Annotated in this window: 24 protein-coding genes and 5 pseudogenes; 13 read left to right on the top strand and 16 right to left on the bottom strand. The window is 68.6% G+C overall.

Annotation, left to right across the window (positions count from 1 at the left end):
- Nucleotides 1–5: 5 nt before the first annotated feature.
- Nucleotides 6–923: a LysR family transcriptional regulator gene (locus OG928_RS44540; RefSeq protein ID WP_331767727.1), complete on the top strand. Its 918-nt coding sequence runs from the start codon at nt 6–8 to the stop codon at nt 921–923.
- Here OG928_RS44540 and OG928_RS44545 read toward each other — a convergent pair.
- Entirely contained in the window at nt 871–1,056 is a 186-nt protein-coding gene (locus OG928_RS44545) for a PH domain-containing protein (RefSeq protein WP_406291868.1), read from the bottom strand. The genes OG928_RS44540 and OG928_RS44545 overlap by 53 nt on opposite strands.
- On the opposite strand from OG928_RS44545, the gene dmpI reads away from it, so the two are divergent.
- Nucleotides 1,040–1,222 carry a 4-oxalocrotonate tautomerase DmpI gene (gene dmpI / locus OG928_RS44550; protein WP_331767728.1) on the top strand — a complete coding sequence of 61 codons (183 nt, stop codon included), beginning with the start codon at nt 1,040–1,042 and terminating at the stop codon, nt 1,220–1,222. The two genes, OG928_RS44545 and dmpI, sit on opposite strands and share 17 nt — an antisense overlap.
- A 759-nt stretch (nt 1,223–1,981) precedes the next feature.
- Nucleotides 1,982–2,764 carry a VOC family protein gene (locus OG928_RS44555; protein ID WP_331767729.1) on the top strand — a complete coding sequence of 261 codons (783 nt, stop codon included), beginning with the start codon at nt 1,982–1,984 and terminating at the stop codon, nt 2,762–2,764.
- A gap of 74 nt (nt 2,765–2,838) precedes the next feature.
- Here OG928_RS44555 and OG928_RS44560 read toward each other — a convergent pair.
- The 3 genes and pseudogenes from OG928_RS44560 to OG928_RS44570 all read right to left on the bottom strand — a co-directional run.
- Nucleotides 2,839–3,318: pseudogene (locus OG928_RS44560) on the bottom strand (DNA polymerase III subunit alpha); the annotation flags it as partial.
- A 74-nt stretch (nt 3,319–3,392) separates the two neighbouring features.
- Complete coding sequence (locus tag OG928_RS44565) at nt 3,393–3,941, bottom strand: DUF1062 domain-containing protein (protein ID WP_331767730.1); 549 nt, start codon at nt 3,939–3,941, stop codon at nt 3,393–3,395.
- 211 nt (nt 3,942–4,152) lie between these two features.
- Nucleotides 4,153–4,693: pseudogene (locus OG928_RS44570) on the bottom strand (transposase).
- A gap of 130 nt (nt 4,694–4,823) precedes the next feature.
- Here OG928_RS44570 and OG928_RS44575 point away from each other — a divergent pair.
- Entirely contained in the window at nt 4,824–5,177 is a 354-nt protein-coding gene (locus OG928_RS44575) for a VOC family protein (RefSeq protein ID WP_331767731.1), read from the top strand.
- Nucleotides 5,178–5,756: 579 nt separating this feature from the next.
- Here OG928_RS44575 and OG928_RS44580 read toward each other — a convergent pair.
- The 5 genes and pseudogenes from OG928_RS44580 to OG928_RS44600 all read right to left on the bottom strand — a co-directional run bounded on the left by OG928_RS44580 (nt 5,757) and on the right by OG928_RS44600 (nt 9,236).
- Nucleotides 5,757–6,242 carry a hypothetical protein gene (locus OG928_RS44580; RefSeq protein WP_331767732.1) on the bottom strand — a complete coding sequence of 162 codons (486 nt, stop codon included), beginning with the start codon at nt 6,240–6,242 and terminating at the stop codon, nt 5,757–5,759.
- Between the two features lie 183 nt (nt 6,243–6,425).
- A pseudogene (locus OG928_RS44585) lies at nt 6,426–6,725 on the bottom strand (hypothetical protein); the annotation flags it as partial.
- Nucleotides 6,722–7,144: a hypothetical protein gene (locus OG928_RS44590; RefSeq protein WP_331767733.1), complete on the bottom strand. Its 423-nt coding sequence runs from the start codon at nt 7,142–7,144 to the stop codon at nt 6,722–6,724. The gene OG928_RS44590 and the pseudogene OG928_RS44585, both read right to left, overlap by 4 nt.
- Before the next feature lie 189 nt (nt 7,145–7,333).
- Nucleotides 7,334–8,140, bottom strand: coding sequence for an NAD(P)-binding domain-containing protein (locus OG928_RS44595; protein WP_331767734.1), 807 nt, complete (start codon nt 8,138–8,140; stop codon nt 7,334–7,336).
- Between the two features lie 133 nt (nt 8,141–8,273).
- The gene (locus OG928_RS44600; protein WP_331767735.1) at nt 8,274–9,236 is read right to left on the bottom strand and encodes an alpha/beta hydrolase; all 963 of its coding nucleotides are present in this window, start codon (nt 9,234–9,236) and stop codon (nt 8,274–8,276) included.
- Between the two features lie 76 nt (nt 9,237–9,312).
- On the opposite strand from OG928_RS44600, the gene OG928_RS44605 reads away from it, so the two are divergent.
- The gene (locus OG928_RS44605) at nt 9,313–9,891 is read left to right on the top strand and encodes a TetR/AcrR family transcriptional regulator (RefSeq protein ID WP_331767736.1); all 579 of its coding nucleotides are present in this window, start codon (nt 9,313–9,315) and stop codon (nt 9,889–9,891) included.
- A gap of 263 nt (nt 9,892–10,154) precedes the next feature.
- On the opposite strand, the pseudogene OG928_RS44610 reads toward OG928_RS44605, so the two are convergent.
- Nucleotides 10,155–10,325: pseudogene (locus OG928_RS44610) on the bottom strand (hypothetical protein); the annotation flags it as partial.
- A 1,212-nt stretch (nt 10,326–11,537) separates the two neighbouring features.
- Here OG928_RS44610 and OG928_RS44615 point away from each other — a divergent pair.
- The 3 genes from OG928_RS44615 (at nt 11,538) to OG928_RS44625 (ending at nt 13,872) form a co-directional block, all read left to right on the top strand.
- Nucleotides 11,538–11,894: a CAP domain-containing protein gene (locus OG928_RS44615; protein WP_331767738.1), complete on the top strand. Its 357-nt coding sequence runs from the start codon at nt 11,538–11,540 to the stop codon at nt 11,892–11,894.
- Nucleotides 11,895–12,280: 386 nt separating this feature from the next.
- Nucleotides 12,281–12,712 carry a hypothetical protein gene (locus OG928_RS44620; protein WP_331767739.1) on the top strand — a complete coding sequence of 144 codons (432 nt, stop codon included), beginning with the start codon at nt 12,281–12,283 and terminating at the stop codon, nt 12,710–12,712.
- Nucleotides 12,709–13,872: a methyltransferase domain-containing protein gene (locus OG928_RS44625; protein WP_331767740.1), complete on the top strand. Its 1,164-nt coding sequence runs from the start codon at nt 12,709–12,711 to the stop codon at nt 13,870–13,872. Before OG928_RS44620 ends, OG928_RS44625 begins: the two co-directional genes overlap by 4 nt.
- 227 nt (nt 13,873–14,099) lie before the next feature.
- Here OG928_RS44625 and OG928_RS44630 read toward each other — a convergent pair whose 3' ends face one another.
- A complete protein-coding gene (locus OG928_RS44630) occupies nt 14,100–14,930 on the bottom strand; it encodes a helix-turn-helix domain-containing protein (protein ID WP_331767741.1) in 831 nt (276 codons plus the stop codon).
- 51 nt (nt 14,931–14,981) lie between these two features.
- The gene (locus tag OG928_RS44635) at nt 14,982–15,614 is read right to left on the bottom strand and encodes a helix-turn-helix domain-containing protein (protein ID WP_331767742.1); all 633 of its coding nucleotides are present in this window, start codon (nt 15,612–15,614) and stop codon (nt 14,982–14,984) included.
- A 64-nt stretch (nt 15,615–15,678) separates the two neighbouring features.
- Here OG928_RS44635 and OG928_RS44640 point away from each other — a divergent pair, with 64 nt between their 5' ends.
- The 4 genes and pseudogenes from OG928_RS44640 to OG928_RS44655 all read left to right on the top strand — a co-directional run bounded on the left by OG928_RS44640 (nt 15,679) and on the right by OG928_RS44655 (nt 18,889).
- Nucleotides 15,679–16,515, top strand: coding sequence for a class I SAM-dependent methyltransferase (locus tag OG928_RS44640; protein ID WP_331767743.1), 837 nt, complete (start codon nt 15,679–15,681; stop codon nt 16,513–16,515).
- Between the two features lie 56 nt (nt 16,516–16,571).
- Nucleotides 16,572–16,955, top strand: a pseudogene (locus OG928_RS44645) (hypothetical protein); the annotation flags it as partial.
- Between the two features lie 42 nt (nt 16,956–16,997).
- A complete protein-coding gene (locus tag OG928_RS44650) occupies nt 16,998–18,113 on the top strand; it encodes a MerR family transcriptional regulator (RefSeq protein WP_331768334.1) in 1,116 nt (371 codons plus the stop codon).
- A gap of 164 nt (nt 18,114–18,277) precedes the next feature.
- Nucleotides 18,278–18,889, top strand: coding sequence for a hypothetical protein (locus tag OG928_RS44655; protein ID WP_331767744.1), 612 nt, complete (start codon nt 18,278–18,280; stop codon nt 18,887–18,889).
- 81 nt (nt 18,890–18,970) lie between these two features.
- On the opposite strand, the gene OG928_RS44660 is transcribed toward OG928_RS44655, so the two are convergent.
- The 4 genes from OG928_RS44660 to OG928_RS44675 form a co-directional block, all read right to left on the bottom strand.
- Nucleotides 18,971–20,089 (bottom strand): DUF3048 domain-containing protein, encoded by a 1,119-nt coding sequence (locus tag OG928_RS44660; protein ID WP_331767745.1) that lies wholly within the window; start codon nt 20,087–20,089, stop codon nt 18,971–18,973.
- A gap of 331 nt (nt 20,090–20,420) precedes the next feature.
- The gene (locus tag OG928_RS44665) at nt 20,421–20,870 is read right to left on the bottom strand and encodes a YbhB/YbcL family Raf kinase inhibitor-like protein (RefSeq protein ID WP_331767746.1); all 450 of its coding nucleotides are present in this window, start codon (nt 20,868–20,870) and stop codon (nt 20,421–20,423) included.
- Nucleotides 20,871–21,194: 324 nt separating this feature from the next.
- Nucleotides 21,195–21,737 (bottom strand): DUF3995 domain-containing protein, encoded by a 543-nt coding sequence (locus OG928_RS44670; protein WP_331767747.1) that lies wholly within the window; start codon nt 21,735–21,737, stop codon nt 21,195–21,197.
- 55 nt (nt 21,738–21,792) lie between these two features.
- Complete coding sequence (locus OG928_RS44675) at nt 21,793–22,101, bottom strand: hypothetical protein (protein ID WP_331767748.1); 309 nt, start codon at nt 22,099–22,101, stop codon at nt 21,793–21,795.
- Between the two features lie 394 nt (nt 22,102–22,495).
- On the opposite strand from OG928_RS44675, the gene OG928_RS44680 reads away from it, so the two are divergent.
- Complete coding sequence (locus OG928_RS44680) at nt 22,496–23,323, top strand: helix-turn-helix domain-containing protein (RefSeq protein WP_331767749.1); 828 nt, start codon at nt 22,496–22,498, stop codon at nt 23,321–23,323.
- Nucleotides 23,324–23,568 lie beyond the last annotated feature (245 nt).

A 23,568-nucleotide genomic window follows, 5' to 3' on the forward strand; every position in this document is an offset into this window, starting at 1 on the left:
GGGTTGTGGAACTACGCCAGGTCAGATATTTCGTGACGGTCGCCGAGGAGTTGCATTTCGGACGAGCCGCCGAGCGGCTGCATATTGTCCAGTCCGCCGTCAGTCAGCAGGTGCAACGCCTCGAACGCGAGCTGAACGTCCGATTGTTCGATCGCTCGTCGCGCCATGTCCGACTGTCCGCCGCCGGGACGCGTTTCCTCCCCGAGGCGCGCGCCTTGCTCGTGGCCGAACAGCGCGCCCGGGCGGCGGCTTGCGGCCCGCCGGGCGAGCGCCGAGCGGTCACTCTGCGGCTCGGTACCAGCACCGGGCTCGGCTCCCACCTGGATCGCCTACTGGATGCCTTCGCCGCCCGCGCGCCGACGACCACCACCCTCGAACTGGTCTCGGTACCGGTGCGCAGTCGGCTGGACATGGTGCGGGCCGGACAATTGGACGCGGCCTTCGTCCGGAGCGACGACGACGCCGATGCCCCGGGACTGCGAGTGGTCCCGCTGTGGAATGACCCGCTCGTCGCGGTCTTGCCCGCGGGACATCCGCTGACCGAATCCGCCGACGTGGCGCCGGCCGACCTGGCCGGCCTGCCGTTGCGACTCACCTCGCGGCGCAACAATCCGGCCCTGGTCGACCTGGTTGTCACGGCCTGTCAGGACGCGGGCTTCGAACCGATTCCCGGGCCGCCGTCGAGTTCGCTGCAGAACGCGCTCGCCGCGATCGGATCCGGCGAACCGATGTGGACCGTGATCTATGCCTCGCACGCGAACCTGCTGCACGCGCCGCGCGTCGCGTTCCGACCGTTTCGAGGCGCGGGGCTGTCCCTGCCCACCGGCCTCGCCGTGCGTGCGGACGCCTCGTCCGCGGCACTCGATCTGCTCATCGACGCGTGCACGGCTGCCGCGCCCGGACCGGACCATCTCGTTTCGTGATCGCTGCGAGCGGAAGTTGCCTCTTGGTCGTCCGGTCCGCAGGCGCTGGACTGGAGTCGTGCCGGTGAGCACCCCGGAAGACCGCGGAGGCCACCGCCGATACAGGGAGCACAGTCATGCCTGTCGTTACCATCCAGCAGGGCCCGCGCAGCGTCGAACTCAAGCGCGAACTGATCAAGCAGGTCACCGACGCGTTTGTGGACAGCCTGCAGATTCCGGCCGAGTCGGTGCAGGTCTGGATTCAGGAAGTGCCCACCGACAGTTGGGGCAGCGCCGGCACCCTGACCGCCGACAAGTAGGCGGGGTCGGCGCCTGTCCCGAGCCTCGGGCCCCGGTATGGGGCCGAGGCGGGGGCGGGGTCGGTGTGAATTCGGATCGAGGGCGGGCGTTCGGGTGACGCCTGCCCTCGACCTGCGAGGCGGCCTGAGCCGGCGCGAGGCGGTACGGGCAGGCTCACGCCGATTGGCATGCCACTGCCGGTTCCGCCCGCTCGCGTAACGCGGTTGGAACCGTTGGAACCCGTCCCACTTCACCCTGGTCCCGTCTTCAAGGGCTCTGCGATAGCGGGGTGAGCGTCATGAGATCCGTGGGGCGAACACCGCCCAAGTGCCGCGCGCCGACGAACTCGCCGTGCGCGTCGCACTTGGTCTCTCGGACTGATCAGGTGGGCTGTGAACTGGGCAGATGCGTCGCGTAGATGTCCGTGACGGGGTGGGCTCGTTGGCGAGGGCGGTCTCGATCGCGCCTGCGTGGAAGCAGAGGGGGCAGCGCTGAACGCGTCGCCGGCGGGGCTGAGGCCGAAGTGGGCGGCGAGGGCTTCCTCGACTCTCTCGTCGCATTCGTTGAGGAACCGTTCGACTTTCCGTAGCAGGCGGGCGAGTGACGCGCGGCCTGGTCGCGGCCGTGCGACTCATCTCTTCATCCGGCGAGTGAGCACTTGACCTGGTGGGCTGAGCGCTCTGGTTGGCGAGCGGAGCATCGCGGCCCGTGAACGAGTTGCTCTCTGTTCGGCGACGGTAACCTGCGGATGCCGTTGCAGAGCGCGTAGGGTCGCCGGCATGGCACTGCGACCTGTTCAGGTGAACATAAAGGCTCTTGATCACTCGGCGGTCGGCCGGTTCTGGGCGGAGGCGCTCGGCTGGGGTGTCTACGAGGGACCCGCCGTGACCTACGTTGGACCCGGCGTGACCAACGCTGGACCCGTCGTGACCGACATTGGACCCGTCGGCGGCTTCGTTTGGCCGGACCCGGTCGCCGTCTGCGTCGACGTCGTTACCGTCCCGGAACCCAAGACAACAACAAAGAACCGTGTGCACCTCGATCTCGCCACCACCTCTGCGGCCCATCAGGCGGAGTTGGTCGCGCGCCTCCAGGCTCTTGGTGCGACGCCTGCCCACGTGGGCCAGGGCAACGTGCCGTGGACGGTCCTCGCCGACCCCGAGGGCAACGAGTTCTGCGTGCTGGAGCCTCGGGAGATCTACCGGGACACCGGGCCGATCGCCGTGGTGGTGGTCGACTGCGCGGATCCGCGGGCCATGGCCCGGTTCTGGGGCGAGGCGATGGACTGGACCCTGCACGAGGTCACCGACGAACATGCGGTGCTGCGCTCCGCCAAGGGCGTCGGCCCGTATCTCGAGTTCCTCCGCACGCCCGGTGTGAAGACCGTGCCAGACCGCATCCATCTTGACCTGCTGCCGTACCCCGGTGACGACAAGGCAGCGGAGGTGGCCCGGCTGCGGGCCCTCGGCGCCACCGACCTCGACCTCGGCCAGGGCGACGTCCCGTGGACGTGCCTGACCGACCCGGAGGGCCACGAGTTCTGCGTCCTCGCCCCGTCCTGACGCGGAACCTTGACGACACCCCGACACATGAGCCTTGTGTGCTCATACGCCACGACCCCGGGTCGGTTGGGCTGTGGCGTCTCGGTCGATTCGGGCAGCGAGAGCTTGCGTGTAGGGGGCGAGGTCACGTGTTGGCCGGGACGCAGTTCGGCGAGGTGTCGGGCGTCGACCGCGCCGATCTCGCGGAACAGCCGGTGGTGGTGCTCCATCAGGTGTCGGGTGGCGTCGATGCCCGGCACGTGGAGTTCCGTGCCGACGGCCTCCCGGGCAGTCATCTCCGGTAGTCCGCTGGGGTGGGTCGTGTCGGGCCGGCTGTCGGCGAGCGGGAGTTGCCCGTCGCCCACCCTGCGATGTCGACGGTGTGGCCGGGTTGGGAGTGGTTGACGTCGACGGGGAGGGTCGGGACGTGGCGTCGACGGGCGTCGGCGACGATCCCCCGACGCGGCCACATCCCCGGGTCGCGGTCGAGCCACCCGGCGTAACAGCGCGGCGGGATGGTGCGCCTTGAGCCACGGGTTCTGCAAGGCCGGAACGGCGAATGCGACGGCGTGTGCCCAGCCGAGGCCTTCTCCGAACCAGGGCCTGTCCGGCGGATCTGGCCGAACAGGTCCCTGGCTTCGAAGAGGGCTCAGCGCTTGAGCGTGAAGGTGAAGTCGCCGGAGAGCTTTCCGCTCAGCCGGACTGCCGAAACGAGCTTCCCCTCCGTGATCAGTCTCTCGACTTCGCCCCGCGAAAGACCGCAACCTTCAGCGATCAGTCGCACCGGCCGGACAGGGATCCGCGCCGCGAAGCGGACCGAGACGTCGATTACCTCGCGGTCCAGGTGATCCGATCCGCCAGTGTCGAGTCGCCAGGCGTTGTCCCAGTCGAGGGCGATGCGATTACGGCGCCGCACGACCGGATCCTGAAGCAGCTCAGCTGTCAGGCCAGGGTCGTTGTCGTACAGCCGGTCCAGCAGCTCAGGCCGTATGGAGCGCACATTCATCCGCTCCAGCACCGTGAGCTTTGCAGTTTCCCCGCAAGCGGTGCAGAGCGCGAGGAGCCAGGCGTCGATGAGCTTGTGGTTTGCGTTGACGCGAAATTTACGGCTTGCCCGGAAGCGCTGGGACGCGCACGCGTGGCAACGGCGGAGAACGAGCGGCAGGCAGGTGGGCACGACCACCCAGCTTTTGAGCACAGAAGTACACCGGTTTCAGTGAGAAGTCCGCAGCAAAAAGGAGCGCGGCGCACATGCGCGACGCGCGACGATTCAGCGCTCAGGAGGTCTCACAGGGTGTACAACGGCGCGTCCTTGACTAGACGACTTGGTTCGGCAGCACGGTAATGGCGCACAGCGGCGCTGCTCCACTTGTTTTCGAGCGCCTCACCGCCAGGTTCCGTCCGGCGGATCATGGACGAGGCCAGAGCCGGATCACGGCGACGGTGACTGTGCCGTGGAAGACGTAGGCCCGCTTGTCGTACCTCGTGGCCACAGCGCGGAAGTTCTTGAGCCTGTTGATCGTCCGCTCGACCTCGCTCCTACGCTTGTAGATGGTCTTGTCGAAGCCGGCGAGCCGACCGCCTTTGCTGCCCGGCGCTTGCGGTTGGCCCGCTGCTCCTTCGGCTTGGAGATGGGATGGTGTGCTTGATGTGGCGTCTGCGCAGGTAGCAGCGGTTACGGCGGGAGCTGTACGCCTTGTCGCCGCCGAGGTGTTCGGGGCGGGTGCGAGGATCCCCGCCGCCCGGGCGGGGGACGCGGTCGTTCGTAGACGGTCTTCCACTTGCCGAAACGTGCGGGCAGATCCCGCCAGGGCACTCCGGTCCGCTTCCGGAAGAGGATCCCGTCGATCACCCTGCGGAGGTTCTTCCAACGCCTGCCCCGCTGGGCCGTCTTGGGCAAGGTGGCTTCATCCGGGCCCACTCGTCGTTCGTCAGATCTCCCCGTCCCACGACGGGCGCAACGACCCCGGCCCGACCGAACCAGTCACATGACCGCCGGACAGGCACTAACCGAAACTGCAGGCAGTCGGCCCTCCTCATGCGAGTGTGTTTTCGAAGCCTGGAGGTCTAGGCTCGGCTGATGACCTTGGAATGGGAGCAGGTAATTGTTCACTCGGTAGACCCGGTCGCCTTGGGGCAGTGGTGGGCCGAGGCTCTTGGGTGGGTCGTGGTCCACTCCTCTGATGAGGAGTTCGAGATCCGCCCGGAGCCGGATCGCCTGCCGGGGTTGGAATTCGTCCGGCTTGATGAGAGCAAGAAGGTTAAGAGCCGACTGCATCTCGACTTCAGGCCTGATGATCAGGACGCCGAGGTGGATCGTCTGGTGGCTCATGGCGCACAGCGTGTTGATATTGGCCAGGGTGATCAATCGTGGGTTGTATTGGCCGACCCCGAGGGTAACGAGTTCTGTGTCCTTGGCCAACGGCGTCAGTAACTGAACGTCTGGTGCGGTTCGCTCTGAGTTCCGTGGTGCGGGGCTTGCAGTCGCAGGCTCCGCATTGGTTTCACAGTTGCTCAGCGTCCTTCGATGCGGAGTCGCCGAGTCCCTGCAACGGGAGACCGGAAATGTGGTGTGATCGGCGGCCTCGAAGAGGGCGGGGACACCGAGATGGATCGGCGATTTCCGGCGCTCCTCCCGGGCAGCGAACACACGCTTCTCTGAACGATTGAGATTGAAGCCGTGACGTGGTTCCCGGCAGCATGACCAGGCGCTTCGCAGCGGTGGTTGATGAGGGGCCCGTGGATGGGGAGGGGAAGGCGAGTGGATTCAGAGCGCATAGCTCGCGCCAAAGCAACGGCGTGTTCGACAGATGCCCCGAGGTTCTTCCATATCTTGGCCTGCCTCCCGGTTGGCGGTTCCGCATCGCCCCCGGCCATTCGGACGTCTGGGACGATCCCGAGCTACTGACCATTGATCGTCATTGACACCCCGAATAAACCCCCGACTGACGAAGACGATCAGGGCCACAAGCTTCTCTGAACTACCAGTGGATCCATGCCTGTTCGAGCGAGATCATCCCCAGGTGATGATCTCGACGGTATCCGGCCTGGGGAACGGCATCATTTCCCAACCCCACGGCCAGTCGTCCTCGCGGTGCTCTGAGATTTCCACTTCCAGGCGTCGGGGAACCCGCCGGTGCCACCAGTCGGCTTCGTCCTGGGGTCGTCCGGGCCACGGAACCGTGGCCTCGCGGTATCGGTCATCGATGCGGTCGAGTTCGGGCTGTCTGAGTGTGCGGATGCGTGGGGGCAGCAGGGGCCAGACCTGGGCAAGGGTGTTGCGGCACCAGATGTCGTGGTGGAACTCGGGTGCGCAGTCCGAGTAGCCCTCCGCCTCCAACTCCGCCGTGATGCCGTTCCACTGCGCAAGCAGGTAGTTCAGGGTGGGAGGTGGCCCGCCCCTCCAGGCGCTCGCGACGGCGGTGAGGGCCGCGTGCACTGCGCTGTGCTCTTCGGCACTCGGAGCGGCGGCGTCCGTGTGATCCTCTGCAGGGTGCATGTGATGACTATTCACGGGACGACCGGCAGTTGGCGATGGGTGGGTGTTGTGCGTCCGGAGGGCGCGCGGAGGTCGGGCATACCGATGTGGACGGTGCGGTTGGCGAGCTGAGCGAGTTTGGCTTCGGTGCCGGCGAGGCCAACCGTGGGGCCTTCGAGCTGGCCGAGCCGTCAAAATCGACAACATTCCCATGATCTGTTCGTGCCGGATCGTGACGTCGTAGGTGTCGGCGAGGACCGGTTCCAGATCGGGGTGCGGGTAGGTGGGGGCGGCGCCGTGGCGGGCGGCGAGGTATTGCTCGGAAGTCGCTGCTTCATCGCTGCGGGATTCCGAACTCGCCTTGGCAGCAGGCTCGTTCGAGTCTGTCGCGCTTCGTCCTGTCGGATACGTAGTGTCTCCGGCCATGCGCATGACCAGCCTCACGCGGCAGGTTGGGAGTCGTGGGATGGGAGCACTCTCAGCCGGTGGGATTCCCATTCTCATCGACGACTACTTGCTGTTCGAGAATGCCGTCGGCGCGCCCCGGTGGATCCCAGCGGCTGTTCCTCGCGGAGGTCGAGGAGGCTGAGGAAGAGCACCATGTTCAGCTGACCGTGCAGGCCTTCCGCGAAATCCAGGAGGGCCGCCTGCCTGCAGGCCGCACGGCATCTGGCCGAGGATTCGCGCGGCGCCTGCAGGAAGTTCAGGACGCCGGCGCGGTCGTCGATCCCCGCGCCGCGCAGATCGAAGGACTCACGAAAGAGAACACCGAACTCAGAGAACGGATCGCGCGGCGAGACGGTGAGTTGGCGAAGGTGACCGAGTTCAGGCTTCTGGCGATCTCGTGGATGGCCGCCCGGCACGACGAGATCGAACGGCTGCGTTCGAGGCAGGTTCAGGAAGCCGAGGCACGCGTCACCCACCTCGCGTCGAGGGCCGGCGAGGCGCCGTTCGGACCCGGCAGCCGACGCGGCCGAGCCGCTTGTGCGTGGGATCGGACACGCAACAGGCCGCGGCCCCAAGCTCCTTTCGGGTCGGTTGGAAGGTTGTTCAGCCTGAACCCGAGGGGGGTCGATTGCCCTGATTCTGGGGGATGGCCCCTGGGTTCACGGTCAACTCACGGGGGGCTTCGGGTGCGAGCCCTCTACCCGGGGCAACTTCAGGTCGGCGAGGAGGTCATCGAGGGCCTTGTTGAGGGCGTCGGAGTTGGCCGGGGCGAACCATGTGGTGCGGATGCGTTCGTTGCTCCCGTTCGGGGTCTCGTGGTCGGCCGCGAGCTGGTGCAGGGAACGGGTCTCGTCACTCAGGGAGCGACCGACCCCCTGGAAGAGGCCGCGAACGTAGCTGTCCGCGTCGTCGGAGGCGATGCCGTGGCCGATGGCCCACGACGTGAGCGTGGCGAGGTACCAGTAGTGGGTGGTCAGCGTCCCCGTCAGTGCGGAGAAGACGTCGAAGGCCGCCTCGTCCGCGACCGGGAGCACCCCGCCCAGGTGCTCGAAGAGGGCATTCACCACCGGGTGCGACGGGCACGTCGCCGTGACGGAGCGGCGTTCGCGTACGGCGGGCAAGGGGATGGCCCGTACCAGCGGGGCGTCGGTGGCCAGTGTCCGGCGCAGGTCGTCGATGCCGACGCCGGCCATCACGTTGACCACCACCTTGTCGCCGTCCACCTTCAAGCCGGCGAGTGCTTCGTGCCCTTCTTGGCGGCGTACGGCGATGATCACCACGTCGGAGCGGTCCACGACCTCCTGGTTGTCGGCGCATACCTGTACGCTCTCGTAGCGCTCGGACAGCTCGGCAGCAGTGCGGGCTCCCCGGGGGGAGAGGAAGACCTCCGGCGACTTGTCGCCCCCATCACACAGGCCCATCACGATGGCCCGGCCGATCTCGCCCACTCCGATGATGCCGATGCGTTTCATTGTGTCTACCCCTGTCGTCCGCGGTGGTTCGTGAACCGTGTTGGTTCGGGTCTGTGGCGTTGAGTCCGTGTGCATCGCGTTGATGGCCCATCGCTCATGGGTGTCTTCGTTATTGGAATGCTTTCCTTTCGGGTTACGCGGCGAGGGAGGCTCGGAGGAACTCGAGGATCTCCGCCCGCGCGGCTTCGGCCTGCTGTGCCACGCCCGGCATGCTGAGGAACGCGTGCCCCGCTCCGGGGTATTCGGTGAGCCGCGCGGGCGTCCCGGCCGCTCGCAGTCGTTCGGCGTAGCGGCGGCCGTGATCGGCCAGGGGGTCGTGGGTCGGCACCACCACCAGCGCTGGAGCCCGCCCGTCGAGGTTGTCGGCATACAGCGGCGAGAGCGCACGGGGGTCGGTTCCCGGTGGAACAGCGAGCCGCTGGATCAGGCGCAGTTGCGGCACGGCCAGGGTCGGGGTGTGGGCGTGCTCGGTGACCGAGGCGTGGTCGAACATCGTCCCGGTCACGTCGACAGCGGGATTGACCAGCACCTGCGCCTGGAGGTGCGGTCCGGCCTCCCTGGCCCGGATCGCTGCCAGGGCGCTGATCAACGCGCCGCAGCTCTCGCCGAAGACGGCGGTCCGCGCCGGATCGATGCCCCACCGCGCGGCGTGCTGCACCACGTGATCGAGCACGTCCCAGCCGTCGTCGACGGCTGCCGACAGCGGAGTCTCCGGGTCGAGGAGGCGGTGCTCGACCGAGACGACGACCGCGGGCAGGTGGGCGGCGAGGTGGCTGTTGATCCAGTCGCTCTGCACCGCCGTGCCCACGAACCCGCCTCCGTGCACGTGGAGCACGAGTGGCAGCTCGGTCCGGTCGGCGCCTTCGCCGTCGCGCCCGGGGGCCGGCCGGTACACCCGGACCGGGAGCTCGCGGCCGGGCAGCGTCACCTTCCGCCATTGAATCGCGGCGCCGGGATCCGGATCCCCGGTGATCGCCCGCGCCGCGCCGGACGCCCGAAAGCGGTTTTCCGCGTCGCGGTAGGCGACCAGTTCCTGGGCCGTCATCGCCGACCAGTTCGGCACCGGCGGCCGCTCCGTAGCAGTGACCTCGCTCATGTCATCTCCTTGCCCACAGAATTACGCGACCTCAGGTATCGAAACCTAAGGTAGCGAAACCAGGTATCGTCTGGCTATGGCATCGACCACATCCGCCAGGCCACCCGGCCGCCCGCGCACCGGCGTCAACGCCGTGGTCTTCGCCGCGACGCTGAGCACGGTCCACGAGCTCGGCTACGCGCGCGCCACCGTCGAGCGCATCGCTGCCGCGGCCGGCGTCGCGAAGTCGACGGTCTACCGGCGCTGGCCGTCGAAGGGAGCGCTGATCGTGGACTGTCTTCTGGACGCGTTCGGCCCGCCGCCGCTGGAGGGCACCAGTCGAGCCGAGCTCATGTCCTCGACCATCCACTGGGTCGCGGGGAAGATCGGTGAACCCGGGGTGGGTGACGCGTTCGCCGGCGTGTTCAGTGACGCGGTCAGCGACCCGGCCCTGCGCGAGATCCTGTCCGCGCGGTTGCAGGACCCGTACCGGCTCGCGCTCCAGGACGCGCTCGGCGAGCCGGAGCACCGGGTCCTGTTCTTCATCGACGTCGTGGTCGGAGTCCTGCTCCACCGGATGGGCATGACCGGCGAGCCGATGGTCGACGCCGACGTCGCCGCACTGGTCGAGATGGTTCTGCCGCACTTCGCTGAAGACCGCAGCCCGGCTTGGTAGTGGCGCGTCAGGCCACGTTTTGCCCTGTTGACGATCTTTCGTAGACGGGGCTTGTCGGTCGGTTTTGGGTTGCGTCAGGCGATGCAGCGCCGGATTACGCTGCCCTGAATGGGACCAGTTCAGCCACGTCGGCCTACACCGCCTGACGGCCCGTGTCCGGCTGCGAGGGTCATCGACGGCCGCGCCAGGCTCAACGCCGGCACCTGGCGGGAGGCCGGCTGGACCTTCCGTGCATTCGGCCGTCCGTACACAGCAGCTCAGATCAGCACGTCGAGCTTGATCAGGCCGAGCGCCTCCACCTCCTCCGCCGCGGCCTGGACCATGGGGAAGCCGCCGCCGGGTGTGGGCTGCACCGGCAATCGGTCCAGCAGTGTGGCGTCGGTGATGATCACACCGCAGGGGTGCATCGCCATCCCGCGTGGCGACGCGTCGAGCCGCCCGGGCGAGGATGGCTCCTGGAGAGTGTGCTCGACGCTCTGCTCCCGGGCGTCGATGCCGACGACGCCCGGGTAGTCACCGGCGTGCCGGGGTTGCGCGGCAGGGCCGTGCCCGAAGGTGTTGAACTGTTCCACCTCGCCGCCCAGGGTGCGTCGTGGTGGCCGTCCCCCCGTCCCCCCGTCCCGCCGTCCGAGCGGCCGTACCTGTGGGGGTGGGTGGGTCACCGATGAGGCGTCGCCGGATCACCCGCTCGTAGGGCGCTCGTCGCCTTCCGAGCGGGTGATCGTGGCCCGGGCGACGGCTTCTCTCGCCGTGCGATGCGCCGTGCCGTGCGGCAGATCCTCGCCGCTCGCCGGTGCCCGGCGCCGGTGGTGTCGTGCTGTGAGCGGTGTGCGGATCGTGGCGTAATCGATCGACAAGGTCCCACTGCGGCTGATCGCCGGCTTCGGAAGCGAATCAGCAAGATTGCTATAGTCTCCGGCACTCGTCACCCATTCGGGTGACCTCGGCCGGGTTGGCACTCGGTGAAGCCCGACGTCCGACAGCGGAAGGGGTGCAGCACCATGGCCCGGCACAGATGGCCCGAAGACAGCCAACCGCCCCGCGCGGCCCGCCCGTGGCGGCAGCGTGGGCGGCATCGCCAACCATCGAGTATGGCCGTTGCCCCGGTCCTCGCGGTGGTCGCCGTCCTCGGCGTCGTCGCAGGCACCGCCGCGCTTGGCCGAGTCGACGGGAGCGGTGACAAACACGTGGCCGAGGCCACACGGGTGCCCTCGCCGCCGACCGTCGCTGATGCGCCCCCGTCGCCGCCGACTGCCGTCTCCGATGCACCCACGTCCCCGCCGACGACTGACGCCGAGTCGACGTCCCCCTCGCCGCCGATCACCGACGCGGGCGGTCGGCCCCCCGCGAGTGCGCAATCGCCTGCGGATCCCACCACGGTCGACAACCGGCGGGGCCGGCAGTCTCCCTCGACCGTTGCCCGTGACAGGCCGGGGTCGCCCCCGCCGACGCACGCCACCGCCGGTTCGGTATCGACGCCGCCCGCGGCCCCTCCCGCCGAGGCGGTACCCACGCCCGCCGACTCGACGACGCCCCCGGCGCCGTCGACACGCCCACCGCAGCCACCCCCGTCCGCCTCCACGTCAGCGCCCGCGACCGCTTCGAAGCCATCCACGGACGGCGGCTCCGCGACGTTGGAGGAGCGCGTGCTGACCCTTGTCAACGTGGAACGGGGCAAAGCAGGCTGCGCCCCCGTGCGTAACGACGGCCCGCTTCGTGAACTCGCCGGGGCGCACAGCAAGGACATGGCGGAACGCGGCTACTTCGCGCATGACACCCCGGACGGCAAGAGTCCGTGGGACCGGGCGGCGGCGGCCGGGATCACGAACCTCGCCGCGGAGAACATAGCTCGCGGGCAGGCGACTCCCGAGGCCGTGATGAAATCCTGGATGAACAGTTCGGGGCACCGCGCGAACATCGTCGACTGCAAGGTCACCTCGCTCGGCGTCGGCGTGCACACCGGTCCCGGCGGCCCATGGTGGACGCAGGACTTCGGACGGTGATCGGCGGGCACCGTGACCGCCGAGTCCGGTCGCGGTGACGCGGGCGCTTCGGCTTCGCGGTGACTCCGTTCGGAGACACCGCGGCCGCTCCCGAAGCATGACGAAGGCGGCCTTGGCCTCCCACTGACGCCGGCCGTACCGCGCCCACCCGGCCCGACCGGCTGCGCCGGATCGGGATCGGTTCGGTTCGGTTCGCATGATCCCCGCGGGGTCGTACTTCTGCGCGGGACGGTCGCAACCAAGGGTTGGGCCATCGCGCGCGCGTGGACCGACGGCGGCCCGCACCCTCGATACAGCCGGAGCGTCGTACTGCGGCCGTACTGCGGCCGACGGACAAGCCACGCCTGCGCCGTCCGAGCGAGGCCGGGGCGCCGAAAGCGCGTCGGGTGAGGCGTGAGAACGCGGTCCAGCGCTTGCGCGGGACCGCGTTCAGCGGCCCGTGGCTGGTGCGGTCTGGTGAGCTCGCGGTCGGCGGCTCGCGCGGCGTCGAGTTCCTCTGCCTGTTCGTCGAGTTCGGCCTGACGTTCGGCGAGCTGAGCTGCTGTCCGAGCATGGTGATGCGCCCTTGGAATCGGTCGATTCCGCCGCATACCGGTGCGATATCGCGTCCACCCTCGAGGGCCTTCCCGCTCGTCGGCGTTTCGCGTCATCATGAGGATGCGTACGGTGACGACACCGAGGAGGTGGGTGCGATGGCCGATCATCGCAAGCCCGATCAGGACCTGGCCAAGGGGGAGCCTCCGCCCGATAACGGTGACGGCCGGGTGCCGCAACCGGAAGACCCCAAGGGCAAGCACAAGAAGGACAAGCAGGAGTGAGCGACGACCCCGACGACCTGGTCGAGCATCGTCGACGCTCCACCGCCGCGATGGACGACAGCGGCGCCTGGCCCAAGGACTCCCCGTGGGTGCGCGCCGCGATGGACGCGCTGCCACGTGACGTGTTCGCCCCGGACCGGCTGTGGGACTGGGACGGCCACGCCTGGACACCGATCGACCGCACCGTCGACCCCGACCGGTGGGCCCGCCTGGTCCACGCCGGCCCCTACGACGCGGCCGTCACCGAACTCGTCGACGACCGGCCCTCCTCGAGCCTGTCGTGCACGTCGATCGTCGCGGACATGCTCGACTCCGTCGACGTCGAACCCGGCCACCGGATCCTCGAATTGGGCACCGGCACCGGATGGAACGCAGCCCTGCTCGCCCACCGGGCCGGACCCACCGGACACGTCACCAGCGTCGAAGCCGACCCCACCCTCGCCACCACCGCGGCAGCGACCCTGGCCCGCACCGGAGCGCGCGTTGACGTCGAGCTCGGCGACGGCACCCTCGGCTGGGCCCCGACCGCCCCCTACGACCGGATCGTGGCCACGTACGCGGTCGAACGCGTCCCCCGCGCCTGGATCGAACAGACCACACCCGGCGGCGACATCGTCTTCCCCTGGACCCGCCTGGGCTACTTCGCCCTCACCGTCGCCAAGGACGGCCGCTCCGCCACCGGATGGCTCCACGGCCTCGCCCAATTCATGAACGCCCGCGACACACCCGCAACCCCCACCCACCGCCAAGTCCGCGCCGACCGCGACCCCGACCACGAACACCTCCTCAGCCGCGACCTGCGCCCCCTCCACAAGAACGCGCACCTGCTCTGGGCACTGCGCCTTGCCCTGCCCGACGTGCTGTTCGACACGAGCGTGGACGCGGACGGCGTCAACGCCCGCCTCCACGACGGCACGGAGTCCTGGGCGACGGTCTCAGCGCTGCCGGACGGGCGCACGATCGCCTCTCAGGGCGGCCCGCGTCGCCTCGTCGACGAACTCGAGGCCGCCTGGGACGCGTGGATCGCGGCCGGCGCGGTCGGCCTGTACGACCACGGCATGACCGTCGCCCCGGACGGCGAGCAGTTCGTCTGGGCGGGCGACCCCGACACCGGCCCCCGGTGGCCCGTCTCGGCCCCGGCAGGGAGCATGACCGAGTGAGGTGGATGTCGCGCGTGGGGCATCCCGCTCATCTTCACGACGTGGTGACGCTGAACGCGGTGAACAGGTCCTCGAAGAATCGTCGGACCACGGGTCCCGCCTGCTGCGGGGTGCGGGGGAGGGGCACGATGTCACCGTCGGAGCAGAGTCCGCCCCCGGTCTCGGCGCGTGACACGGTGCGCCGGGCGGCGACAGCCCGTCTGCTCACCTTCGCGACGAACCGCACATTACCGTGTCGTCATCGCCAGACGTGGCTCGCCGGCCAGGGTCGACGGGGTCACTCCGGTGAACGCCATGACGTCCCGATGCAGGTGGGACTGGTCGGCGTAGCCGGCCTCCGCCGCCACCCTGGCCGGGTTTTCACCGGCGGCCAGGCGGTGGGCGGCATGGTCGAAGCGGACCAGCCTCGCAGCGCGCTTGGGCGGCAGGCCGATCTGCGCCTGGAACCGGGACCACAGGCGCTTGCGGCTCCATCCGACCTCGGCCGCGAGTCTGTCGACTCGGACCAGGCCGCGGCCGACGACGATCCGGTCCCAGACCCTGGCCACCTCCGGATCCACGGACGGCGACCGCTCCGCACGTCGGCGGACGAGCAACGCGTCCGTCAACGCGAAGCGATCCTCCCACGACGAGGCATCGCCCAGTTGCTCACGCAACCGTGACGCCTCTCGGCCCCAGAGGTCGTCGAGGGCCACCAGGGTGCCGTCCAGGTCGGCTGGGGAGGTGCCCAGAACCGCACGTGCGACCACGGGGGACAGGCGCACCTGCACACACTCGAGGTTCTCGCCCCGCATCCGAATCACGCCGTGGCCGAACCCCATCCCGGCGACGAGACTTCCCCGCTGCTGCCGCCCGACGGCATCGTCCACGATGAGCGGGCCGGCACCGAACTCCACAACCAGCGTCACAGCCGGGCGCGGGACCCTCCGGTGCCGATCCGCGGTCATGCCACGATCACAGAACCCGGCCATGCCGACCCCCGCCACCCGGCTGGGCCGCGTCGGGCGTGCGAGGTCCCGCACTTCCGCGTCATCGCGTTCGTACCCGAAGGGCCGCATCGTCACATGCTAGACGAGTAGTTCCAATGTGGTCGGTGTTCGAAGGAAGTTCTAGACGGAGCAGAGTTGGGAGCGCAGGCAGTCGTAGGTCCACTGCTCCCACTGCTCGGGTGACCAGCCGCGCTCGCGAACGAAGAGCAAGTAGAGCTCGGGGCTGAGCACACCGAACAGCACGTCGGCGGCCCTCTCGGCAGGCACTCCTGGGCGTGCTCCCGGCTTGGCCATCAGGGCCTTCGCGGCAGTGTCGTGAACGACGAATCGCGGGTCCTCGTCCTGTTGCCAGAGCCCGGCGACCTCTGGATCCGACGCGGCCGCCGTGTCGACCATCTTCATGATCGGCGCGACGCGCTCGAGGATTTCTCGCGTCCCGCGGATGTGCGCCCGCAGTTGTGCATCGGCGGTTCCGGTGGCCAATGCGTCGCGGAACCACGGCCTGTCCATGGTGGCCACGGGCTCGTGGTCACCGACGATCGAGATGTCGACGAGTTCCTTGAGCAGGGACCGCTTGTTCCCGAACACGAAGTAGATCGTTTGCACGGCCACCCCCGCCTGGGCCGCGACGTCCTGAAGCATCGTGGCGCCGTAGCCGCGCTCCACGAACAGCTCACGTGCGGCCTCCAGGATGCGCCGCCGCGTCTCTTGGGCCTTCAGCGCCCGCTTCCCCGCCCTCTTGACATCAGCCATGACTGCACTCTATCTCTAGAGTTGAACTCTAGAAGTCAACTCTAATGAAACTGGAGTACCGCTGATGAAGCCGATCGCCAACACCCAACAAGCACAGGCATGGAACGGCCCCGAGGGGGCCTACTGGGCCGACCGTTATGACCGCTTCGACACGTTGAACGGCGGGTTCGACGACGCGCTGTTCACCGCAGCGGCAATCAACGAGCACGACCGCGTTCTCGACATCGGGTGCGGAGCCGGTCAGACCACCCGCCGCGCAGCCCGCCAGGCCATCTCCGGGCAGGCCGTAGGGATCGACATCTCCGCGCCGATGCTGGAGCGGGCCCGCGCCGTCACCGCTGAAGAAGGCGTCACCAACGCGATCTTTGAGGAGGGAGACGCGCAGGTCCACCCCTTTCCTTCCGACGGTTCCGACGTGGTGATCAGCAGGGGCGGGGTCATGTTCTTCGCCGACCATGTCGTCGCGTTCGCCAACATCGGCCGCGCTCTGCGCCCTGGCGGCCGGCTCGCCTTTATCTGCCCACAATTGCCTGACCCTCATGGGGAATCCGCCCAGGTGTTCGCGCCGGTGAACGCCCTCATGCGCGAGCCCTCCCCGGCCGCGCGAGGCATGATGTCGCTCTCCGACCCCGCCCGCGTCCACGAAGTACTCACCGCCGCTGGCTTCGCCGATGTGACGACGACGTCCGTCCAGGGACCTGTCCACTGGGGGCGGGATGCCGGCGACGCCGCCGACTTCTTCTTCGCGATGAGCCCGGTCCGCTTCAACCTCGACAACATCCCCGAACAGGTCACTGCCAAAGCCCGCGAGCAGGTGACCGCGGCGCTCCGGCAGTACGAGACCCCGGAGGGAGTCCGCCTGCGCGGCGCCGTCTGGCTGGTCGCGGCCACTCGCCCCTGACCACGCGACGCCGAACGGGACAGTACCCAGAAGCAGAGGGCGTCCAAGATCAGTTTGTGACGACCGACCTGAACACCCTCTTGACCGCACTCTATGTGAAGATCGACGACGAGATCGGAGAAACGCGATGGATGGGACGGCCGCCCCTGCTCAGCGACTCCGAGCTCGTCTGTCTCGCGGTCGCCCAGGCCCTGCTCGGTTACCACTCCGAGGCCCGCTGGCTGCGCTACGCCCGCAAGTACCTGTCCGGCATGTTCCCCTACCTGCCCCAACGGGGCCATGTTCGATCGTTGGACAGTCGGGCGTGACATTGCGCAGGGCACGGCTACCACAAGCGGTTGAAGGCCGCGTTGCCGCTGCTCAAGCGCATGATCCGTGAGCTCGCCATGGACAGTGACTTCTGGACCGACACGGTCTGGATCGCCGACTCCACCCCGGTAGTGCTTGACCCTCACGTGGCGTCATGCCGCATTGTCGGTGGTGTGGCAAAGCACCTGACCGTGGGACGTGTGGCCGAGCTGACCGGCGTGAGCGTCCGCACGCTGCATCACTATGACGAGATCGGCCTCGTGCAGCCGTCCGCGCGGACCGCGGCCGGGTACCGGGCCTACTCGGCGGGCGACGTGGAGCGACTGCGGGAGGTGCTCGCCTATCGGCGGCTGGGCTTCGGATTGCGCGAGATCGCGGATTTGGTCGACGACCCGACCACCGACGCGGTCGCGCACCTGCACCGGCTGCGCGGCCTGCTGCTGGAACAGCGCGACCGCGCTGCCGCCATGGTGACGGCCATAGACAGGGAACTGGAGGCACGGGCAATGGGGATCAGGACGACGCCGGAGGAACAACTGAAAGTGTTCGGCGCGCAGTTGTACGAAGCCATCGGGTCCGCTTACCCAGCCACGCGGCGCACCGAGCCGCGGATCGCCGCGAGGGTCTGGGATGCGCTCGGGGACGCACGGACGGTCCTGAACGTCGGGGCCGGCACCGGCTCCTACGAGCCGCCCGACCGCGACGTCACGGCGGTGGAACCGTCGGCGGTCATGCGGGCACAGCGTCCCGCGGGCGCGGCGCCGTGCGTGGCCGCGAGCGCGGAGAGCCTTCCGTTCGAGGACGAGTCCTTCGACGCCGCGATGGCCTTCAGCACCGTTCATCACTGGCACGACCCGATCGCCGGACTGCGCGAGATGCGGCGCGTGGCCCGCCGCGTGGTGGTGTTCACGCACGACGCCGGTGACACCGGCTGGCGTCACCGGTTCTGGCTCACCCGCGACTACCTGCCTGAGGTCGCCGGCCTGGTCGCCGGCCGGCCCTCGGTGGACCGGCTGGCCGGCGCGGTCGGGGCCCGCATGGAGCCGGTGCTCATCCCGTGGGACTGCGCTGACGGCTTCTTCGAGGCCTACTGGCGCCGGCCCGAGGCGTACCTGGACGAACATGTGCGCCGCGCGGTATCGGTATGGACCAGAGTCGGGCCGGAGGCCGAGCAGCGGGCAGTAACCAGACTCCGCGACGACCTTTCCTCAGGCCGGTGGGTCGAACGCAACCGCGACCTCGTCGCCCTCGACGCGGCAGAGCTCGGCCTCCGCCTTCTCGTAGCCTGAACCATCGTGACCATCGTGACCATCGTGACCATCGTGCGCGAGAACGCCGGAAGGAGCCGACCCGCCGGAACTGAGACGTTGCCTCGGTGTCACTTGCAATCGCGTGGGGGCAGTCGCATGGGGGGTGACGAACGCGATCGCCGAGGAGGGTGAACAATGTGGCGATGCTGGAGATCCTGCCGGGAATCGGTGTGGCCCTGCCGGACGGGGCCGGGACACTTGGGTTCGGGATGCCTCCCGACGAGATCCGCGTGTTGCTGACGGCGGCGACCGGGACCCACCACGGGATGCAGTGCATGTCGCTGACGCGCAGCGACTACACGGAACTCCGGCACGCCCACGACGCCTGGCTTTCCGGCATGCTCTTCGATCCCGCGTGGACCACCGTCGCTGTCTTCGACGGTGTCGTGGTGACCGTCGCGGGAGGCGGACCCGCCGGCGCGGACCGCCTCTCCCGAATCGCCATCGAACGCGACCTCGCCCCGTCCCGCGGCGGGTCGGCTGCCGTTCCCGTGCTGTGGGACGGTGTCGACCTGTTCGGCCATCCGCGCCACGACATCGTGTCCGTGCTGCCGGGGGCGACGCGTCCGTCCGCGCCTTCGTCCGCCGACGCGACGGTCGAGCCCCTGGGCCTGTGGCTGCGAGGGCGAACGTCGGCGGACGACCACTGGTCACATCTGGTCCTGCTCGGAACACCGAGCGGGTGGGAACCGTGTTGCCCGGGCACCTTCGCGTGCGCCGAGGGCGGGGACGGCCTCGTGGGGATCCTCCGATAGACGAGCGTCCCGGCGAAACGGGCGGGCCTGCGTCCTCGCCCCTGCTGCCGCCGATCCGCGCGACCTGGGCGACTTGGGTCTTCACGACGCCAGGACTATCCATGTTCTGCCGGACTGGAGTGTCATCGGTGAGCCGTTGATGGAATACGTCGTCGGTGATGAATCTGTCGGCTTGCTCCATGTGCAGTGGTAGACCAAGCCGTTCCTGTATACGTCAGCGTTGCCACTGCCGGTCGTCCTGCTGAGGACGGCATTATTGTCAAGCCCGTCCGTAAACCTGCCCGGGACGATGTTGACGTGTTGAACGATGACATTTGTCGTGGTGTCGCGTTGTCCGCTGTCGGTGACCGCGGCATGCCCGTCTGTCGACACCAAGTACTTCGACCCGTCCCACGAGAACCCAAACGAAGCCGCGGGCATTCTTACGACGAACGAATCAGCAGACGTACCGCCAGGTGGCGTGTTCGGCGCGTCCGCGAAGCGTAGCCCTATGTCGGGTGCTACAGCAGCGTCGGGAAATTGGGCGAAGACAGCGGCCGGACTGATGAATGTCGGGCTTGAACCGCCGTTCGAGAATCCGCCGTACGTGGACGGCGTCACATTGAAGACGTTCGCCTTGGCGAGATCGGGCAGGAAGCCGTTGGACGCACCGGAGTATGCAAAGTCGACCTTGCCGTAGGCGGCGAGGATCGGCAGGTCCGTCTCCCGCGCACTCCGAACAGGGCCCACTGACGTCGGGACGTGGCTGCTGTCGTAGATCGCCATGAGGCGTGAGAGTCCGCCTTCGACCCGTATGGCGTACACGATGTCGGCCGAGTTGAGTCCTGCCTGTCGCGCCTGCGTGGCCGCACCGACGTTGTCGATCTTCACGGCGAGAACCTTGCCGCCCGGTCTCACATCGCCCGTGAGCGGGTTGGGTGAGGCCGGCAGGCCGCCGGGTGTCGGCGGCTGTACCGGCGCGGCGGAGGGCTCTCGGGATATCGGTGGCGGGTTCACGGTTTCGTCGGTCTGCTTTCCGCCGTTCCCTCCGCTCAGGGAGAGACTCAAGACGGCGACGCCGGCCAGGAGAATAGCCAACCCCGCGGCGGCGGCAATCTGGAACCGCTTATCCAGAGCGCGGAACCATCGCAGTCGGTCCGTGAACCACCGTTCGAGACCGCCGCTCTGCCCATTCCCCGACGGAAATTCCGACTGTGCCATGTCAGCTACTCTGTGTCATTCATAGACACCGGGTCATCGTCCGGTTGCTTGACGCGCTCTGCGCTCAATGTGCGGCCGATTCCGGCAGCTTGATTCCCGTGCGTCACCACATACGACGTGTCGTCACACGAGATGCGTTCCGCCGGAGTCCATTCTTCACCCTTCCCGATGATTACGTGAACTGAGCCTTGAAGGCTCGTCGGACGGAAGAGTCGGCCCAGCGGCCGGACATCAGCGGCCGGCCGCATATGAGCAGGTCGGAACCGGTCGAAGCGACCCGCAAGGAGAACCGAGAGGACCCGGGAAGTCCGTTCCCGAAAGCCATCGGCCCTCAGCGTTGGTAGAGGCCGACGAGTGTGCCGCCTGCCAGTTGCCTGTCCACCGCGATGTGTACGTCGTCCGCGGTCGCGTTCTCGGGCAGGGATACCGGTTCGGGAAGCGCGTAGACGCGGAAAAAGTACCGGTGGGCCCGATCGCCGGCAGGCGGCTGTGGCCCTCCCCAGCCGGGCCTGCCCCAGCCGGTGGTCCGCTCCTGCCCGCCGGCAGGGGTCTGCCCGGCCTCGACGCCGTCGCTGCCCGGATCGATACCGGTGACCAGCCAGTGCACGAATGTCCCGGACGGCGCGTCGGGGTCCTCGCAGAGCAACAGCAGCTCGAAGGTGCCCTCCGGTACGCCGGACCATGACAGGTCGGGCGAGACGTTGTCGCCGTCCTTGGCACAGCGGCGCGGAATGAACGCTCCGTCGTTGAACGTGGCACTCTTCAGTTCGATTCCAGCCATGCCACAAGCCCTACCCCATCGCGGGACGGATGCTGCCGCCGTACACCGCTATGCATCCGAGTGGCGCAGTGGCGCAGTGGCGCACTGGCGCAGCGTCGCCCGGCGACACGGTGCCGGGCCGGCCAGGGCGCCCGCATCCGGCGGAACATGCGGGCCGGTACGCGGGCGACGTGGAGGTGCGGCAACCCATGCACAACCTCGGCGTGACAGCCGGACGGACCGATTTCAGGGCTCGAGGCACGTATTTCGGATGCCGCCGGTGGCCCCTGCGGTGTCGGCTCGAGGTTCAACCTCCGCCACGGCTTGTGCAGGCCGTGGTTGTCGTCATCGCTGCGGTCGGCGCGGGTTCTGGGACACCGGCGGTCCGGGACGGGTGCGCCTCATGAATGTTCTGGTCGTGAGTGCGAACAGCGCGCCGCCGAGGAGGAAAGGCGGCTCGAAGACGAAGACGTTCCAGCGGACCACCGAGGCCGGCCCGTACGTCCGCATCGGCTCGGTAGTCAGCTCGATGACGTCGGCCCCCGCGAGCGCGAGGATGGCGAACGCGCCCGCGGTATGGACGAACAAGATCGCGGCGACACTCCAGCCGGCGACGAGGAGCATCCTCCGGGGCACCACCAGACCCCAAGGCTGAACCAGAGCGAGAGCAAGCCCACCTGCGACCAGGCACAGCAGGCCTGTTCCGAACAAGCCGACGGCGATGAAGGTGTCGCCCGAGGCGCGCGTCTCGCCCACGCTGTGCCGGATGAGTACGCGCGCGCCACCCAATCCGGCGTATACATGGGCGAGTCCGAACGCCACCGCCCATCCGCAGGCTGCGTACCCGGCCCAGGAGTCGGACCGGCCTTCGATCGGACGTCGGACCATCCGGCGCCCTCCACGACTTCGTTGTGAGCCCTTGCTCCCGGCCCGCCGCGCCCGTTCATCGCGTCTCCGTGCCTTCCGGGACGGGATGGCTTCGGCCGGGTGGAAACGGACCTGGGCCCTCGCTGGTGAGCAGCGCGTCGGACCGCACAAGTTCGATGCCCGTCCCGTGCACCGGGTCACGCAAAGGCAGGTCCCGCAACCGGTGGCCGACGGCGAGCCGGTGCGGCCTGACCCGTTCCGCGAACCGTTCGCCGGCGTTGACCAGCGAGGCATTGACGTCGATGTGACGCAGCGGCCGGGCGACGCGCTTGACGGCGACCGACCCGGCGTAACCCGCGCCCGGCACTACGATGTGATGGCTCATCAGACTCCTCGATCTCCACGATCTCCTCGCCACGCCTGAACCGACGGGCATGGCGGCCTCTGGAACTCCCGCACGAATCCGCGCACGCGCCGGCCCGGGCGACCGCGACGGCCCAGCCGATGTATGCGGCGTTCACCACCAACCGCACCACCGCGCCGATCGGCCGTTCCAGCACGCGGGCTCGGTCCGAGCGGGCGTGCCACAACGCGTCGAGATGGGTTGCCAGGTAAGCGGTGATCAGTACGGCCGCCGTCCATCCCCCGACCGCGCGGCTTCTCGGTACGGCGACCAGCGCCCCCACCGCGATCTCCGCCACACCGCTCAGGGCGACCAGCGGACCGGCCCCGCGCAACCATGCCGGGACCAGGGCGCGGAAGTACGCGGGCCGCAACAAGTGCGCGATGCCCACAACGACCAGGAAGACCGCCAACGCGACGGCAGCGATATCGTGCACGACGCGATGATCTCCTCGGCCCATGCGTGGACGCTTGAACAAAACGATCGCCGGCTGGACTTCGCCACCGACGCCGAGGCGACGATGTTCGCTGAGACCGGCGCGGCGGGCGTCACCCGCCACCTCCACCCGGCGTGGAAGATCGTCCTGTCGATCAGCGGCCACGTCGAGATCGGCCAGGGCGGTCGGACCATCGCCGCGCCCGGGCTGATCGTGCCCCCTCAGCTCGCCCACACCGCCACGGCGACCTCGTCGTACGCCGCGCTCTTCGTCGACTGCCGGCGGCTGCCCGCGAGCACGCAGGTGACCCGACTCGACGAGGCCGCGGTACGTCGGATACTCGCCGCCCTCGGCCGAGCCGGAGTCCACGCCTTCGCCGGGCCGGCCGATCTGTCCGCGGCACTCACCGAACTCACCGCCGCCACAGGGGCCGGCGACGCGCTCGACCCCCGAGTCGCGCACGCCCTGCGGGAGATCGCCCACCCCGACGCCACAGCCCCGATCGGCGCTGTGGCCGCCGACGTCGGACTCTCGCCGCCACGCCTGCGCACCCTCGTCCGCGAGTCCGTCGGGATCCCCCTGGTACGCCTCAGACAATGGGCACGCCTACGCACCGCGATCGCCAACCTGCCCCGCGACACCGTTGCCGCCGGCGCCGCCACCGCCGGCTTTGCCGACCAAGCGCACCTCACACGCATGGCACGCACCATGCTTGGACGGACGCCTGCCTCCCTCCGGCCGACGACGGGATCCTGCGGCCACCAGTGATTGCGCACTCCGAAGCTTCGACTCCTCCGAGAACGAGAACGAGAACGAGGACGAGGACGAGAACGCCTTGAACGCGAACAGGTAGCCGAGCAGCCGACTCTCGGAGTCCTCGGCGGTGGCCGTGCTGTAGGTGAACGGTCATTCGTGTGCCCGCGACGCCCACCAAGTCGCCGCGCTGCGGAAGTCCGCCGAAAGTGCGAGGCTGGAGACGACTATTGCGGAGAAACAGTTGAACCTCATCGTCG

The sequence above is a fragment of the Embleya sp. NBC_00896 genome (assembly GCF_045207785.1).
GTDB lineage: Bacteria > Actinomycetota > Actinomycetes > Streptomycetales > Streptomycetaceae > Embleya.

What these genes read in the sequence shown, in the direction of transcription:
- dmpI (WP_331767728.1), top strand. Translation starts at nt 1,040, where the DNA reads ATGCCTGTCGTTACCATCCAGCAGGGCCCGCGCAGCGTCGAACTCAAG.
- OG928_RS44545 (WP_406291868.1), bottom strand. Translation starts at nt 1,056, where the DNA reads ATGGTAACGACAGGCATGACTGTGCTCCCTGTATCGGCGGTGGCCTCC.
- OG928_RS44555 (WP_331767729.1), top strand. Translation starts at nt 1,982, where the DNA reads ATGGCACTGCGACCTGTTCAGGTGAACATAAAGGCTCTTGATCACTCG.
- OG928_RS44575 (WP_331767731.1), top strand. Translation starts at nt 4,824, where the DNA reads ATGACCTTGGAATGGGAGCAGGTAATTGTTCACTCGGTAGACCCGGTC.
- OG928_RS44580 (WP_331767732.1), bottom strand. Translation starts at nt 6,242, where the DNA reads ATGCACCCTGCAGAGGATCACACGGACGCCGCCGCTCCGAGTGCCGAA.
- OG928_RS44595 (WP_331767734.1), bottom strand. Translation starts at nt 8,140, where the DNA reads ATGAAACGCATCGGCATCATCGGAGTGGGCGAGATCGGCCGGGCCATC.
- OG928_RS44600 (WP_331767735.1), bottom strand. Translation starts at nt 9,236, where the DNA reads ATGAGCGAGGTCACTGCTACGGAGCGGCCGCCGGTGCCGAACTGGTCG.
- OG928_RS44605 (WP_331767736.1), top strand. Translation starts at nt 9,313, where the DNA reads ATGGCATCGACCACATCCGCCAGGCCACCCGGCCGCCCGCGCACCGGC.
- OG928_RS44630 (WP_331767741.1), bottom strand. Translation starts at nt 14,930, where the DNA reads ATGCGGCCCTTCGGGTACGAACGCGATGACGCGGAAGTGCGGGACCTC.
- OG928_RS44635 (WP_331767742.1), bottom strand. Translation starts at nt 15,614, where the DNA reads ATGGCTGATGTCAAGAGGGCGGGGAAGCGGGCGCTGAAGGCCCAAGAG.
- OG928_RS44640 (WP_331767743.1), top strand. Translation starts at nt 15,679, where the DNA reads ATGAAGCCGATCGCCAACACCCAACAAGCACAGGCATGGAACGGCCCC.
- OG928_RS44655 (WP_331767744.1), top strand. Translation starts at nt 18,278, where the DNA reads ATGCTGGAGATCCTGCCGGGAATCGGTGTGGCCCTGCCGGACGGGGCC.
- OG928_RS44660 (WP_331767745.1), bottom strand. Translation starts at nt 20,089, where the DNA reads ATGGCACAGTCGGAATTTCCGTCGGGGAATGGGCAGAGCGGCGGTCTC.
- OG928_RS44665 (WP_331767746.1), bottom strand. Translation starts at nt 20,870, where the DNA reads ATGGCTGGAATCGAACTGAAGAGTGCCACGTTCAACGACGGAGCGTTC.
- OG928_RS44670 (WP_331767747.1), bottom strand. Translation starts at nt 21,737, where the DNA reads ATGGTCCGACGTCCGATCGAAGGCCGGTCCGACTCCTGGGCCGGGTAC.
- OG928_RS44675 (WP_331767748.1), bottom strand. Translation starts at nt 22,101, where the DNA reads ATGAGCCATCACATCGTAGTGCCGGGCGCGGGTTACGCCGGGTCGGTC.